Origin of the sequence: Brenneria roseae subsp. roseae (genome assembly GCF_003115845.1) — a bacterium.
Taxonomy (GTDB): domain Bacteria; phylum Pseudomonadota; class Gammaproteobacteria; order Enterobacterales; family Enterobacteriaceae; genus Brenneria; species Brenneria roseae.
Genome location: NZ_KZ819031.1, coordinates 27918 through 43332 on the forward strand (window position 1 = coordinate 27918; position 15415 = coordinate 43332).

At 55.8% G+C, this 15415-nt stretch carries 15 protein-coding genes; 8 read left to right on the plus strand and 7 right to left on the minus strand.

Features of this window, described 5'->3' with window-relative positions:
- Position 1 precedes the first annotated feature (1 nt).
- The 4 genes from DDT52_RS14000 to DDT52_RS14015 are packed head-to-tail and all read left to right on the plus strand — an operon-like array spanning position 2 to position 4385.
- Positions 2 to 979, plus strand: a complete 978-nt coding sequence (locus DDT52_RS14000; RefSeq protein WP_136156898.1) for an ABC transporter permease — start codon at positions 2 to 4, stop codon at positions 977 to 979.
- Positions 976 to 1812 (plus strand): ABC transporter permease, encoded by an 837-nt coding sequence (locus DDT52_RS14005; RefSeq protein ID WP_247595537.1) that lies wholly within the window; start codon positions 976 to 978, stop codon positions 1810 to 1812. Before DDT52_RS14000 ends, DDT52_RS14005 begins: the two co-directional genes overlap by 4 nt.
- On the plus strand, positions 1809 to 3425 hold the full coding sequence (locus tag DDT52_RS14010) for an ABC transporter ATP-binding protein (RefSeq protein WP_136156899.1): 1617 nt from the start codon (positions 1809 to 1811) through the stop codon (positions 3423 to 3425). The genes DDT52_RS14005 and DDT52_RS14010 overlap by 4 nt, the downstream gene beginning before the upstream one ends.
- Positions 3426 to 3437: 12 nt before the next feature.
- Positions 3438 to 4385 (plus strand): LysR family transcriptional regulator, encoded by a 948-nt coding sequence (locus DDT52_RS14015; protein ID WP_136156900.1) that lies wholly within the window; start codon positions 3438 to 3440, stop codon positions 4383 to 4385.
- Positions 4386 to 4390: 5 nt separating this feature from the next.
- Here the strand turns inward: DDT52_RS14015 and DDT52_RS14020 are convergent, their stop codons facing one another.
- On the minus strand, positions 4391 to 5431 hold the full coding sequence (locus DDT52_RS14020) for an ABC transporter substrate-binding protein (RefSeq protein WP_247595543.1): 1041 nt from the start codon (positions 5429 to 5431) through the stop codon (positions 4391 to 4393).
- A 324-nt stretch (positions 5432 to 5755) separates the two neighbouring features.
- Here DDT52_RS14020 and DDT52_RS14025 point away from each other — a divergent pair, with 324 nt between their 5' ends.
- Genes DDT52_RS14025 through DDT52_RS14035 form a run of 3 tightly spaced genes read left to right on the plus strand, consistent with a single transcriptional unit; the run spans position 5756 to position 9952 of the window.
- Positions 5756 to 7333, plus strand: coding sequence for an ABC transporter permease (locus DDT52_RS14025; RefSeq protein ID WP_136156902.1), 1578 nt, complete (start codon positions 5756 to 5758; stop codon positions 7331 to 7333).
- Complete coding sequence (locus tag DDT52_RS14030; protein ID WP_136156903.1) at positions 7330 to 8136, plus strand: ABC transporter ATP-binding protein; 807 nt, start codon at positions 7330 to 7332, stop codon at positions 8134 to 8136. The genes DDT52_RS14025 and DDT52_RS14030 overlap by 4 nt, the downstream gene beginning before the upstream one ends.
- Positions 8137 to 8149: 13 nt before the next feature.
- Positions 8150 to 9952 carry an aryl-sulfate sulfotransferase gene (locus DDT52_RS14035; protein WP_136156904.1) on the plus strand — a complete coding sequence of 601 codons (1803 nt, stop codon included), beginning with the start codon at positions 8150 to 8152 and terminating at the stop codon, positions 9950 to 9952.
- 143 nt (positions 9953 to 10095) lie between these two features.
- On the opposite strand, the gene DDT52_RS14040 is transcribed toward DDT52_RS14035, so the two are convergent.
- The 6 genes from DDT52_RS14040 to DDT52_RS14065 form a co-directional block, all read right to left on the minus strand.
- Complete coding sequence (locus tag DDT52_RS14040) at positions 10096 to 10401, minus strand: hypothetical protein (RefSeq protein ID WP_136156905.1); 306 nt, start codon at positions 10399 to 10401, stop codon at positions 10096 to 10098.
- Positions 10402 to 10418: 17 nt separating this feature from the next.
- Positions 10419 to 11684, minus strand: a complete 1266-nt coding sequence (locus DDT52_RS14045; RefSeq protein ID WP_136156906.1) for a PTS sugar transporter subunit IIC — start codon at positions 11682 to 11684, stop codon at positions 10419 to 10421.
- A 38-nt stretch (positions 11685 to 11722) separates the two neighbouring features.
- Positions 11723 to 12022 carry a PTS sugar transporter subunit IIB gene (locus DDT52_RS14050; RefSeq protein ID WP_136156907.1) on the minus strand — a complete coding sequence of 100 codons (300 nt, stop codon included), beginning with the start codon at positions 12020 to 12022 and terminating at the stop codon, positions 11723 to 11725.
- A gap of 157 nt (positions 12023 to 12179) precedes the next feature.
- On the minus strand, positions 12180 to 12623 hold the full coding sequence (locus DDT52_RS14055; RefSeq protein WP_136156908.1) for a PTS sugar transporter subunit IIA: 444 nt from the start codon (positions 12621 to 12623) through the stop codon (positions 12180 to 12182).
- A 141-nt stretch (positions 12624 to 12764) separates the two neighbouring features.
- Positions 12765 to 13334, minus strand: a complete 570-nt coding sequence (locus DDT52_RS14060) for a P-loop nucleotide/nucleoside kinase family protein (RefSeq protein ID WP_136156909.1) — start codon at positions 13332 to 13334, stop codon at positions 12765 to 12767.
- Complete coding sequence (locus DDT52_RS14065; protein ID WP_136156910.1) at positions 13327 to 14271, minus strand: tagatose-bisphosphate aldolase; 945 nt, start codon at positions 14269 to 14271, stop codon at positions 13327 to 13329. The genes DDT52_RS14060 and DDT52_RS14065 overlap by 8 nt, the downstream gene beginning before the upstream one ends.
- A 226-nt stretch (positions 14272 to 14497) precedes the next feature.
- Here DDT52_RS14065 and DDT52_RS14070 point away from each other — a divergent pair, with 226 nt between their 5' ends.
- On the plus strand, positions 14498 to 15403 hold the full coding sequence (locus tag DDT52_RS14070; protein ID WP_247595539.1) for a sugar-binding transcriptional regulator: 906 nt from the start codon (positions 14498 to 14500) through the stop codon (positions 15401 to 15403).
- The last annotated feature ends 12 nt before the right edge of the window (positions 15404 to 15415 follow it).

Consider the following 15415-nt stretch of genomic DNA (forward strand, 5'->3'; position numbering starts at 1 on the left):
AATGACATTATTACTGCTCGCCGGCCGTCGTCTGGCGGCGGCGATCCCCGCGCTGTTGATCATTCTGGCCGGATTGTTTCTACTGTTGCAATTCGCGCCGGGGGATACGGTCGATGCGCTGGTGGCGCAAATCGGCGGCGGCGACCCGACGATGATCGAGGAATTGCGGCGTTACTATGCCCTCGATCAGTCTACCGCCGTGCGATTGGGAGACTATCTGTGGCGGTTGATACACCTCGATTTGGGCCAGTCGGCGATTTACGGCAAACCTGTGGCGGAAGTGATTCTGGAACGTCTGCCCGTCACGCTGCTGCTGATGGCCACCTCGCTGGCGCTGGCCGTCGCGGCGGGCATGGCGCTGGGGATTATCGCCGCACGCCGGGTCAATCGCTGGCCGGATACCCTGATTTCACTGCTGGGTCTGATTTTTTACTCCACGCCCTCCTTCTGGTTTGGGTTGATGGGTATCTTTCTGTTCTCCATCTATCTCGACTGGCTCCCTTCCGGCGGATTTGAAACCATTGCCAGCGGGCTGACCGGCATCGACCGTATTCTGGATATCGCCAGGCATCTGGTGCTGCCGACGCTGACGCTGGCGCTGATCTTCCTCGCGGTGTATCTGCGCATCATGCGGGCATCGATGCTGGAAGTCGCCACGCTGGATTTCGTGCGCACGGCCCGCGCCAAAGGATTGCGTGAAAACCGCATCGTGGTGCGCCACATTCTGCGCAACGCCCTGCTGCCCCTGATCACGCTGATTGGCTTGCAGGCAGGCACCATGCTGGGCGGTTCGGTGGTGGTGGAAAGCGTATTCTCACTGCCCGGACTGGGTCGTCTGGCCTACGAATCGGTCATGCAGCGCGATCTCAATACGCTGCTGGGCGTCGTCTTCGTATCGGCGCTGCTGGTCATCAGTATCAATTTTTTGGTGGACCTGCTGTATGCCAGGCTCGATCCGCGTATCTCGGGTGAACAATGATGCGTCAATTTTTTAAACGCTACGCCCACAGTCCGGCGGCCCTGCTCGGCCTGATTTTACTGCTGCTGGTGGTTGGTATGGCGCTCACCGCCGATCTTTTCTTCCCGAATAACCCGCTGCGGCTGGCGGGCCGTCCGTTGCAGTGGCCGCTGCACAATCCGAACTTTCTACTCGGCACCGACCAGACCGGACGAGACATCGCCGCGCAGATTTTCCACGGCGCGCGGATCTCGCTGACCATCGGGCTGGTGGCGACGATCATCGCTATTATTATCGGTATTGTCGTCGGCGCGCTGTCAGGCTTCTACGGCGGGATCGTTGATGACCTGTTGATGCGCCTGACGGAAGCATTCCAGATTTTGCCCAACTTTCTGCTGCTACTGGTGCTGATCGCCGTATTTGGCTCCACGCTGGAGACCGTGATCTGGGCCATCGGCATTGTCTCCTGGCCGCCTGCCGCCCGGCTGACGCGCGCCGAATTCATGTCGCTGCGCAACCGGGAGTTCGTGCAGGCGGCGCGATCGCTCGGCATGCGCGATATGCCCATCGTGTTCCGTGAAATCCTGCCCAACGCCCTGCCGCCGATTGTGGTCTACGCCAGCGTTATCATGGCGGTCGCCATTCTGCTGGAGAGCGCGCTGGCCTTTCTGAATCTGTCCGATCCCAATGTGCCCTCCTGGGGAAACCTGATTGGCGCCGGGCGCAGCGTACTACGTCAGGAATGGTATGTGTCGGCGATCCCCGGCGTGGCTATTTTATTAACCGTACTCTCTGTTTCGCTGGTCGGACAGGGACTCAATGATGCGCTGAACCCAAGGCTGAAAAACCGATGAGCGTTTTGTTATCGATTAAAAATCTCAGCGTCGCGCTGCCGGCCGACGCCGATCGTCCGTGGGCATTACGCCAGGTGTCACTCGACCTGCATGCCAATGAAATCCTGTGCGTTGTGGGTGAAAGCGGTTCAGGAAAATCCATGACCGCCAGCGCCATTATGGGGCTATTGCCCGATCAGGTGCATCCAACCGAAGGCAGTATTGAGTTTGAAGGTCGTGACCTGCTGAATCTGACGGAAAACGATCTGCGTCAGCTGCGCGGCGCCCGCATCGGCATGATTTTTCAGGACCCGATGACGGCCTTAAATCCGCTGCACAACGTGGGCGACCAAATTGCGGAAATGTTTCTGACGCATCAGTCTATCCTGCCGCGGCGCGAGATCGCCGGGCGGGTACAGCAACTGCTGGCTGATGTCCATCTGCCGGAGCCCGCCGCCATCGCGCACGCTTATCCTCACCAGCTTTCAGGCGGCCAACGTCAGCGGGTGATGATCGCCATGGCGCTGGCGCTTGAACCGCGGGTGTTGATTGCCGATGAACCGACCACCGCGCTGGACGTCACCACGCAGGCGCAGATCCTCAAACTCATTCGCGAATTGCAACAGCGTCAGGGAACGTCGGTACTGTTTATTACCCACGATTTTGGCGTCGTTGCGGATATCGCCGATCGGATCGCGGTCATGCGGCAAGGCGAACTGGTCGAACAGGGTTCAGCTCAACAGCTGCTCTATGCGCCACAGCATGATTACACCCGCGCGCTGATCGCCGCCATTCCGTCACTGCATCCGACGGCACCGCGCCCCGTTGCGGAAAACGACCCCATACTGACGCTGAAGCATATCACCAAGACGTTCCGCCAGTCCGGCTGGTTCAATCGCCACAAACGCCAGTCAAAGGCGGTACAGGATGTCAGCCTGGAACTGCCGCAGGGCAGTACGCTGGGTATTGTGGGGGAAAGCGGTTCGGGAAAATCAACGCTGGCGCGCTGTATCGTCCGCTTGTACCAGCCAGACTCCGGGGAAATCCGCTTTGCCGATCGGGATCTGGCTCAGTTGCATCGTCACCAACTGCGGGAATACAGCCATCATATCCAGATGGTGTTTCAGGACCCCTATTCATCGCTGAATCCGCGGCAGCGCGTCGGCGACATCGTGGCGAGAGGGTTGTTAATTCAGGGCGTACCGCGCGCCGCAGCGCTGGAAAAGGTCAAAACGCTGTTTGCTCTGGTCGGGCTTGATACTTCCGCCATTCATCGCTATCCGCATGAGTTTTCCGGCGGCCAACGCCAGCGTATCGGGCTGGCGCGGGCGCTGGCAGTGGAGCCCCGGATTCTGGTGGCCGACGAACCGGTGTCCGCACTGGATGTCTCCGTGCAGGCCCAGGTGCTGGCCTTGCTGGCAGAGCTGCGGGAACGTCTGGGACTGTCGATGATTTTTATTACCCACGATCTGCGCGTCGCGGCACAGGTTTGCGATCGGATTATCGTCATGCAGTCGGGGCGGATTGTGGAGCAAGGATTAACCCAACAGGTGTTCCAGCACCCGCAACACGCTTACACGCAGCAGCTACTTGCCGCGATCCCCGGTCGTGAATGGCAGGCGCACGCCGCCTGATTAGGTCATCCTATGCATCTGGATTTGCGGCAGTTACGAAATTTCCTCGCGCTGGTGGAACACGGCAGTTTTGTTCAGGCCGCCGAAGCGGTGTGTTTATCTCAGTCGGCGTTTAGCCGCAGCATTCAAACGCTGGAACAGACGATGGGCTATCCTCTGATTGATCGTCAGAGTAAACGCCTTGCCCTGACGTGGCAGGGGCAAAAGCTGCTCCCTTTCGCCCGCAGAATGCAGGAGCTGTCCTGGGAGTTGATTGCCGACATGCAGCAAATCAGCGATGAGGAAGAAGGCGAGCTGACATTTGGCTGCGGCCCGGCGCCTTCCATAACATTGATTCCCAAAGCCGTGGCGCATTTCCAGCAATTACGTCCGCGCGCCAGAGTGACCTACAGCGTGGATAACTGGCAGTCGTTGCGGCAGCGTTTACTGGCGGATGAATGCCCGTTTTTCGTGGCTGATACCTGGCAGGCGGAACTGGAAACGGCCCTTCGCGTACAGCCATTAAGTCAGCAGCGCTGTTTTTTTATCTGTCACTGTTCGCATCCGCTGGCGCAGCAAGAGAAAATTTACCCCGAGGAACTGTTGCATTTTCCGCTGGCATCCCCCTATCTCCCTGTCGGCATGCGTAAAATACTGGCTACCCTGACCCGGCAGCCAGATTATCGTCCACAGATCCAGTGCGATCACATCTATTCGGTGTTTAGCGTGCTGCGTCATTCGCAGGCGATCAGCTTTGCCAGTGAAGATGGCTTTGCCCTGGGCAGGCTAAGCCATCAGTTAGTGGAAATTCCGTTGGCGGATACCCCGCCGGAATGGGGAAAAATGCAAACCCGGTTCGGCATTATCTCCAGCCTGCAAAAGACCCTGCCGCCACTCGCTCAGTTGATGATTGAGGTGATTATCGAACAGGACGCGCTGCGTTCGCAGGCGTCCTCTTTTCCCATAAGCGACGTTATTTGATAGGTTTAGTCAGCGGCCTGCCCGCTGGCATCGTACTCCGGCCAGTTTTTCTCCAGCTTCAGGCGCGTTAGCGATTGATCCACAAAACGGCTGTCAAACCAGTCGTCTGCCGAATAAGCCTGACGGATCAGGCCGGCTGCGTTTGCCCGCTGAATACTGTCTTGCAGGCTGCTGCGCAGAAAGGGATCCAGACGCGGGGAGCTTTGGAAGTTAAGATCGTCCGCATGCATCTCCTCCTGAAACAACGTTTCCGGGATCTGGCTTTGCGCCGCCATCAGTGCGATATAATCCGCCAGATGATCTGATTCGCTAATCCACTGCGCGTTTTCCACCAGCACATCGACCAGTTGCTGGGTGGCCTGCGGGTAGCGTTCGATAAAATCCGTCGTCGCCAACACCGCCGCCTGCGTGGTATTGGACCAGCCCAGCGCACGGCTGCTGGCGACAATATTGATCCCCTGTTTACGCAGGGACAGCAGGGAAACCCCGCCCCAGACAGCGTCGACCCGTTTGGCGGCCAGCGCCGCCTTTCCTGCCGTCCAGTCCAGATTAATGATCCGGATATCCCGCACATTCAATCCGACGCTGTTAATCGCTCGTTCGAAAGAGAGCTGATCGGCAGTGCCTTTATATACGGCGATCCGTTTACCGCGTAAATCCTCAATGCGCCGGATACCTGACTCAGGCGTTACGGCCAGATAGGAACTGGACCCGCGAGAGCCCACCAATACGCGGGTTGAAAGCCCTCCGGCGCGACCGATGATGGCCGCCAGATCGCCAAGATAAACCACGTCCAACTGCTTATTCGCCAGCGCTTCATTAACCGCCGGGCCTGCGCCTTTAAAAAACGACCATTTGATTTTAATCCCCTGCGGCTCAAATACCTGTTCCAGCTGCTGACGAATATGCGCCAGTCCCAAAGGACCGCGTATAAACGGCTTGCTGCCCGCGCTTTGATCCGGCAAACCGATACGGATTTCAGCCGGCTGGCTTGTGATTTCTTCAGCCGGTGCGGCGCTGGCGTTGAAGACCCCCGCCGCCAGCATCAGTCCGCCGACCATCTGCCTGACGCCATGCCATTTACGCCGTCGTTGAACCGCTGATTGCCGCTGCATTTTTTCAATGAACATCGTGTTTTCCATCAACAAACAAGTGAATTAATGCCACGAAGCTAACGAAAGGGTCAGGCCGTATTTAAATAATATTTATAGGTTTATTCAGTTGAAAAAAGCATAAGCCAGAGCAGACAAGGTCAATTTGCTTATATGCATTTTTTGCACGCGCCTTATCCCTTTATTGCATTGGCGTTTGGCGCTGAAAACTGTTTTTTATTACTTATTCATTCGTTCAAGCAGATTTCGTGAAATAAAATGAATAAGGCTATTGCGCTGAAAACACCATCATTGACCTGGCCTGTCCTGTCGGGGGGCGCGCTCTATCCGCTTATCGTTCCGCTGACGCTGCTGTTACTGTGGTATATCAGCACACAGCAAGGGTGGATGCCGTCGCAAATTCTTCCGGCCCCGTCGATCGTGATGCACACCGCCGCCGAACTCTGGCAGGGCGATCTGTTTTCACAGCTGCTGACCAGCCTGTATCGTTTGGCTGGCGGGCTATTGCTCGGATTAATCGCCGGAACGCTGCTCGGCGCATCGATGGGCGCCTCCGCACGGGTGGAAAGCCTGCTTTATCCCACCGTGTATACGCTGGCGCAGATCCCCACCCTGGGCTGGATCCCGCTGTTCATGGTGCTGTTTGGTATTGATGACGGTCTGAAACTGGCGGTGATTATCAAAGCCGTCATTGTTCCGGTCACGCTGCACACGCAAACCGGAGTGCGCAACGTGCCCTCTTCCCTGCTGGAAGTGGCGCGTACATTGAGATTGCCATGGCAACAGCGGCTGATACGCCTGACTATTCCGGCCGCATTGCCAGTCTGGCTGACCGGGCTACGGCTCGCGCTGTCCCAGGCGTGGGTATCGCTGATTGTGGTGGAACTACTGGCGTCTTCACAAGGCATTGGTTACCTGCTGGTCTGGGGGCGTCAGCTATTTCAACTGGACATCGTGCTGGTGTGCATCGCCGTCATTGGCCTCACCGGGCTGGCGATGGAATGGATAATCAACCAGTTGGAACGGCGTCTGGTTTACTGGCCGTCTCTCCCGGTCAGCCAGCTACAGCGCACGCCATCCCGCAGGCTGTCGGCAATCATCCTGCCCTTCGGCCTGCTGATGCTCTGGCATCAGGCCAGCGTTTCCGGCTGGGTTGACAGGATGTTGCTGCCGGAACCGTCCGCCGTGATCCATGCGCTGGTGCAGGGGATCGCTGAAGGAACCCTGTCTGATGCGATGCAACACAGTTTGCTGCGGGCACTGAGCGGAGCATGTCTGGGCGCCGCGGCAGGGGCGCTGTCCGGTGTACTGCTGGGCTTGAACTCGCGTGCCGATGCCCTGTTTACTCCAACCGTCGCAACCCTGCGCCAGATTGCGCTGTTCGCCTGGCTACCGTTGCTCACCGCCTGGGTGGGAAACGATGAAGCAGGCAAAATCACGTTTGTCGCGCTGGCCGCCTTCTTTCCGATGCTGGTTGCCAGCCATCGGGGCGTGCGGCAGCGCTCGCCGCAGTTGCAGGAAGTGGCGCAGGTACTGCAACTGTCGCTGCCCATGCGGCTGCGTACCCTTATTTTACCGGGCGCGGCGCCCGCCATGTTCACCGGTTTACGCTTATCACTCATTTACGCCTGGCTTGGCACCATCGGCGCAGAATATTTCATGTCTTCCGGTATCGGTATCGGCAGCCTGATGATTAACGCCCAGCAGTTGCTGGATATGCCCCTCATTCTCAGCGGCATGTTGCTGATCGGCTTAACCGGCGCGGCACTCGACCGACTGGGGATCAGTCTGGAAAAACGGATGACGCGCTGGCGCACAACAGGAGAATCCATATGACACATGTGTCGGCCCCCATTCCAGTGGTGCAGTTTGACCATCTGATGAAACAGTTTCACGTTAAAGGGCAATCACTCACGGTTATTGATGACTTCTCGCTGTCCATTCACCGCGGCGAACTGGTTGCTATCGTCGGCAGCAGCGGCTGTGGTAAATCCACGCTGCTGCGACTACTGGTCGGGCTGGATAACGATTATCAGGGCCGCATTCTGGTGGAAGGAAAAACCGTACAAGGGGTCAGTCGTGAACGCGGGATAGTATTTCAGGAACCTCGTCTGTTCCCCTGGCTGACCGTGCGGCAAAACATCGCGCTGGGGCTGGCGCAAGACAAACTTGACGCGAAAGAACGTGCCCGGCTCATCGACCATTTTATCCAGTTGGTTCACCTACAGGATTTTGCCGACGCGCTGCCCGCCCAGTTATCTGGCGGCATGGCGCAACGCGTCGCCATCGCCCGCGGGCTGGTGGCGAATCCGCGCATTCTGATGCTGGACGAACCCTTTGGCGCGCTGGATGCGCTAACCCGCCAGCAGATGCAACAGGAGCTGCGGCGTATCCATCAGTTGGAAGGCACCACCACGCTGCTGGTCACGCACGATGTGGAAGAAGCGGTTTATCTGGCCGACCGGATCGTCGTGCTGGCCCCTCGTCCGGGGCGTATCCGCCATATCGCCCAGCTTTCACTCCCGCATCCGCGCCAGCGTGATAGTCAGGAGTTTCACCGGCAGTGCAGCGAACTCCTGTCATTACTGACGCAGCCTGCAACGCCGGCAACCCCCTCTCATACATCAGCCACTTTATAAATGGAGCATAACAATGGGACACCCTTCCGTTTACCCGACCGGCACCACTCTCTATAACCCGGATAAAGCCTGGGGAGGCTATACCGTTTTTCAGGCGCTGGAGCGCGGCGCGGTGCTGATTGATATGAACGGGGCCGAACTGCGGCTATGGGAAGGTCTGCACGGTTTTCCCAACAAAATTTTGCCCGGCGGCTATATTCTGGGCCACAGCGGCGAGCGCGACTCACGCTACGGTATGCAGGATATGGTGGATCTGATTCAGGTGGACTGGGATGGCAATGTCGTCTGGAAATTCAACGGCTACGAACACATCAACGATCCCGATCTTCCCGCCGAATGGATGGCGCGGGCGCACCATGACTATCAGCGCAGCGGCAATCCGGTGGGCTATTACGCGCCGGGGTTGGAGCCACAATCGCTGGGCGGCAATACGCTGATTCTGGCGCACAAGAATCTGCACAATGAACGCATCAGCGATAAGCTGCTGCTGGATGACACCATTATCGAAGTGGACTGGCAGGGCAATATATTGTGGGAATGGCGTTGTAGCGATCACTTTGACGAACTGGGCTTTGACGACGACGCCAAAACCGCTCTCTACCACAATCCCAATATGCGCAAAAGCGGCGGCGGGATGGGCGACTGGATGCACATCAACTCCATGTCGGCGCTGGGCCCTAACCGCTGGTTCGATCAGGGAGACACTCGCTTCCACCCGGATAACATTATCTGGGATGCGCGTGAATCAAACATCATTGCCATTACCGATAAGCAGAGCGGTAAGATCGTCTGGAAACTGGGTCCCGACTACGGCACGCCGGAACTTCGGCATATCGGCTGGATTATCGGCCAGCATCACGCCCATATGATCCCGGCAGGGTTGCCCGGCGCCGGAAATATTCTGGTATTCGATAACGGCGGCTGGGCCGGTTACGGCGCCCCCAATCCGGCCTCGGCCGATGGGGTAAAAAACGCCTGGCGCGATCACTCGCGGGTGCTGGAAATCAATCCGGTAACGCTGGATATTGTCTGGCGCTATTCACCCTACGAAGCGGGCATTCCCCATCCTACCGACGCGTTCCGTTTTTACAGCCCGTACATCAGTAACATCCAGCGGCTGCCCAATGGCAACACGCTGATCAATGAAGGGGCGAACGGTCGGTTGTTTGAAGTCACGGCAGATCACGAAATCGTCTGGGAATATGTCTCACCCTACTGGGGCAAAACGGTCAATACCAATATGATTTACCGTGCCTATCGCGTTCCTTATGACTGGGTGCCGCAGTTGCCGACACCGCAGGAAACCCCGGTCGTGGCGCCGGACAATACCCGTTTTCGCCAGCCTGGTGCGGCACAGCCCGGATTTGCCAGCGTCATTCGCATTGACGGCACTCGGCCTTACAAGAAAAGCGGCGATGCCCTCTGTGTCGCCACCGACAGCGAAGAGCTAAAGCGCAACCCCAAACTCTTCGCCGTCGATCGCGAGCGCTTTACGCCCCTGACGGCAAATGACGCGCTGGCGTTAACGGCACAATCCGGCCCTCAGTTGCTATTGGTCGGCGCAGAGCGTTGCGTTCATTGCAAAAACCTTTACCGCCAGTTGGAAAATCTGGTACGGCAGGCGCCCTATCAGGATCTGGTCTGCCATTATCTGGATGCCGACCAGCACACCGCGCTGGCGCAACAGTTTTCGGTGAAAACGTTGCCGACGCTATTGTGGCTCCGCAACGGCGAAGAACAAGCGCGGATTAACGGCGCGCAACAGGTCGAACATTTGCGCCAGTGGCTGGCGGAGCAGAACCGACCTTCCCGCTAAACATCCGATACCGATACGCAGCCTGAGCCGACAAGCCCAGCCATACGATAAAATCCGTAGCTGGGCAAAACGTCATGTTCTGTAGCCTCTCCCGGGAAGAAATACCGCGTGGTACTGCGGTATTTCTCCCGTTTTAACCAATATCAGAAGCCATAACGAATGGCATCTTTGCTTTGCTGCATCAAACCATCAATTTTTTGCGCATAGCGTTCGGCACCGTCGCTATCGCCAGCCTGAGCGCATTCACGACGCCGGATATTATACGCCTTCATCAGCTGCGCCTGAGCAAATCCAGGCTTGCCATAGCATTCCACGCTTTTTTCCCAACAGCGAATGGCATTTTCGACATCCTGTTGTTCAAAAAACGTTTTACCCAACGCATTCAACGCGTTGGAACACGCCTGCGCAGACAGTCCTTGTTGCAGGATGTCGTCTATTGCCGTGCTCATACGGCCTCCGTCATGCATTAGTGAAAGAAATTGAGAATATAGCCAAACACCAACCCGACGCTGATCACATCTGAATCACTAAAGGTGACATTCTCCAAACCGAACTGTCCCAGCAGCGGCAACAATAACGCGGGCAGCAACGTAATGAACAATCCGTGGAAAACCCCGCCAATAATGGCTCCGCGCCGCCCTCCTACCGCATTGGCGAAGATACCCGCCGTACCGCCGGCAAAGAAATTGGTCAGCATACCCGGCAATATCATTGCCAGCCCGACCGTCGGGAACAGGAACATCCCAATCACCGCGCCCACGGTGGTGGAAATAAACCCGATAATCACGGCATTCGGCGCATAGGGAAACAGCACCGGACAGTCAAGCGCCGGCACCGCATTCGGTACAATACGCAGCGCAATGCCGCGGAACGCCGGAACGATTTCCGCCAACAGCAAACGCACCCCGGCCAGGAGCACATAAACCCCGACGACAAACTGGATCGACTGAATAAAGGCATACACCAGATAGTTAACGCCATTCGAATAGGCCGCCACCACGTCCGGCCCGGCGGCTACCGCAGGGATGATGTAGATCGGGATCATCACCACCATCATCGACAGGTAGGTATCTTGCAGAAAGGAGAAGGCCTGCGGCAGTTCCAGATCTTCCGTGCTTTTACCGGCATCGCCGGTCACTTTAGCCACGCCGGCCTGTACGATATAACCGATGGTGCAAAAGTGCCCAAGCGCTATATCATCGCTGCCGGTAATTTTGCGGACGATGGGTTGCGCTATCGCTGGCATCAGCACGGCCATCAGGCCGGCAATCCCTCCGCCGAGCAGGATCAGTTCCACCCCGCGCAGACCGCCCATATACCCGATCACCGAACACACCGTCGCCATCCACAGCGACGCCTGGCCGGTTAAAAAGATATATTTAAAAGGGGTGAAACGGGCAATAACGATATTCACCACAAAGGCGATAACCATAATTAATGCGGTTTCCCGGCCCAGCGTTTTTTGCGCGATACCGGCAATCGCGCCCACGTCGGTTACGACGCCGCGCATATTAAACCCTTGCTGGAAAATTTCACCCAGGAACGTCAACGTCACGACAATAATATTGGCTCCGGCGAGTAAAACCAAAAATCCCAGTAATGTTTTCAAGGTACCGGTAATAACCTGCCCCGGGCTTTTCTTCAGTGCAATCAGACCAATCATTGCGATTAATGAGACTAATATAGAGGCCTGACCGAGTACATCATAGACAATAAAATTAAGGAAAGACATAATGTTCCCCCTGTTCTATCTCACAGTAATCGGATAAATTAAATAAGATAACCTTTTTCTTTCAGTACCGGCTCAAGCTTTATTTTTATTTCGTTTTTATCCACTAACCGCTTCAGATAAATAACGGTGGCGCTAATCGTATAATGTTGGAACTGCGATCTGAAATTTTCGCCGGTGACAATAATATCGGCCCGGGAAGAGGTCGCGCTGGAGATATCACAATGCGACAACTCCGCATCAACACCCAGATCTTTCAGGGCTGACTCAATACTCATCTCACAGGCAAAGCTGCTGCCCAGCCCGGCCCCGCATACCGCAAGAATCGATAATTTTTTCATCAGTATTTCCTTAGTTGATCATATTTAGGTTTCGTGCCGCGACGACCAGCTGCGGATCTAATTCCCGTTTACTCATGGCAACCTGCCGTAAATCGATTGCCAGCGCCGTCGCCGCCTGCTGGCAATCATGGCTATTCTTTTCATTACGGCTCACTCTCTAAAATTGGCGAATAATTTCAATAACCTCATGCTTATCTCTGGCATTTTTTAGCTGATTGACGGCGTTATCCTCGCAAAATAGTTTTGCCAGACTGGCGATCATTTCAATATGGGAATGGCTGTCAATGGCGGCCAGAGCGAAAACGATATAGACGGGATCATTATCAGGGCTGCCAAAATGTACCCCTTCTGAAATAATCATTAATGAAAGTGCGGTTTTAATTACGCCATCTTCCGGTCGAGAGTGAGGCATGGCGATACCTTCGCCCAACACGTAATAAGGGCCGATCTCTTCATGCATCGCATAAATCGCGTCAAGATAGCGTGACTCCACCGAGCCATTCTCAATCATGGGCTGAACAGCTAATGCAACCGCCTGTTTCCAGTCATCAACATGGGTAAATAGCTGAAGATTATTTTCATTAATCCAGTCAGTTAACATAATCGTCCTTATGCAGAATAAACGTGTTAATTGAATATACCCGTCATCTGTCAAGTTACCGGTCGCTGATTATTAAAATTAACCGGCTGGTTTTCTCCATTATGGATATTTAGGATAATTCCGTTATTGCCTGGCTAAATGTTAATTAGCCGTTTTTTCAAATAATGCCGCCTGGGTCCAGGCCGTTATTTTTTCCATTTCAACAGGCTGCGTCTGGTTAACAATAAGAAGCGGGCCCAGTTTCATCGGTTCCGCCACCTTCGCCAGCTCAATCAGTTCAGGAAGATATTCGGCGCCAGGATGTCCGGGTAAGCGATGCGCCAGACGCCCTTCATAACGCTGTGCCGCCAGTTCGCCGGAGATCTGGCACCATACTTCGGCAAGCTGCGTCACGCCGGATTCCGCCAGATAAGCCTTAAGACAGTCTTTCGGCTGGAAACCGAACCATGCATCAATGATGAAGGTATTCCCCGGCGGCGCACTGGCCACAACAGACCAGATAGCCTGATAACTTGCTATCCCGAGCCTACGGTTAAATTGGCGATCCACACCGTCCAGATGCTGTAAAAAAGGATTTTTAATGTCATCCAGTGACAGGACAGGCCAGCCCGTTGCGGCTGCCAGCGCAGTAGCGACGCGGCTTTTCCCTGACGCCGGAATGCCGTTGACCAGCACGACGCGTTTCCCGACCGGTGCGACATGTTCAGACATGGTTTATCTGCTCCCTGGTTTTATGATCATCCTGCTGAATGCCTTGAAAATATTGACCGATTACCGTCTGGATTTCCTTCAACCGCGGCACCGCCAGCGTCTCCAGCTTTTCACGGGTTACGGCACGGTCGAGTGAAATACAGTCTTTCCACAACGCACGGCCCGCGATAACGCCCGACGCGCCGTTTTGCATGGCATCCGCCACCTGCTTTAAGAATGTATGGTGATCGACGCCGGCCGAGAGTACCGCCCATGGTACCTCCCCCACCAGTTCGGTGATAGCCGCACAGGCCTGAGCCGATCCCGGATAAGGGATTTTTAGTACCTTCGCCCCGCATTCCAGCGCGATTTTGGTTCCTTCGTAAATCAATGACGGGATTTTACTTTTGTATTCGGCCTCCGTTTCACCTTCAAGCTGATAAGTCAGAAACTCGACCACCAGCAGCAGATCTTCACGGGCAAAGTCGTCAATGCACTGACGCAAGAGCGCAATATTGTGCGTATCGGCCTGCGGACGATCGGCGCGTAAATACACCATGATTTTGCCGCCGTTGCCGCCAAGCTCACGCACGCGCCGCGCGTTAATGCCGGTTACCAGCCTCGAGTGGCGATAGCCCGCCTCGGTGGTATCCCATCCGGAAGCATCCAGACCAATCAATAACGCGGTATCACGCGCAATAATGCCGTCGTCCACCAGTTCCGGCACCGCGCAAACCGGATCAACTAATACGCAGGAAGCCTGGCTGGCGAGATAACGGGTGATGTCCGCTTTGATTTCGCCCAGTTGGTGTTCGGAGATATTGGCTTGTTGATCGGGGTCTGAAGAGAGCAAACTACGCATTGCGCCACGTTGATCGCAGGCAATGACCAGCATGGCGCCATTACTGCCACAGATTTGCTGATAACCACGACGTTCGGATGTGGACATAGATGACATTGAATTCTCCTTGGTATGAATTTTCGTCGATGGGAAAGCGTATTAATACCGGGCGGAATCACCCTCAACGTCCTGTCCTGTCTGGGTTTTCCACCGTGGGTACCGATTGCAATTTGATGGTTGTTGCGCAATAATTCTCCAATTGACGAACTGAGTGTAATACATTGCAGAAAGGAATTTCAAGCTGAAAGAGAATCTTTTACCCGATATTGCGACGACGCGCGCAATGATGCATATGGTGGCAAAGTTGCATTACCAGTCAGATATGGCTCAGGTTGATATCGCTAAAAAGCTGGGTGTCTCTACCGCCACCATTTCACGTCTGTTAAACAAGGCCCGAGCGGCAGGTATTGTACGTATCGAAGTCATTGAGTTAACCTCCCCCGAGGAGATCACCGCCGATCTGATCCAGCATCTGGGATTAAAAACCGCCGCGGTGATCGAACCGCCGCCAACGAACGTATTGGGGGCGCTGGCATCCCCTCTTGCCGGTTTATTACAGCAGGCCAACCTGCCCGCCGGCGCGATCGTTGGCATTGGCTGGGGCCGTGCGGTCAGAGAAGTCACGCTGGCGGGCATGCCGCGTTTGCCCGGCGTACTCACCGTGGCGCTGAACGGGGGAATGCAGCAGGCCGCTGCGCATTTTCAGATTAATGAGTTTGTTCGTCAGGCTGCGGAACAGATGGGCGGAACGCCATATTTTCTGCACGCGCCCTATATCTCATCTACCGAGTTGCGCGATGCGTTCCTTTGCGATCCCAGCGTCCAGCATATCGCTTCCCTGTGGGACAGACTGGACGTGGCCATCGTAGGGGTTGGGTTGACTCACGCGCCCAGCCCATCAGAAACCACGACCGCGACGCCCGATGAGCGTGCGCTCAGTCAGGCGGCGGGTGATGTCATACGTCATTATTTTACCGAGTCGGGCGAAATACTGCATTGGGAAGGCGAAGACCGCATGATTGCCGCTACCCCCGCACAGCTTCGCCGGACGCTGCTGAGCATCGGCGTTGCCGCCACCCCGGAAAAAGCGGCCGGGATTATTGGTGCAGCCAAATCCGGCATGATCAATGCGCTGGTGACCGATGTCAAAACGGCGCAGGCCATCCTTGACCGTTTGCTGGGTTCATAAACTCACGACGCC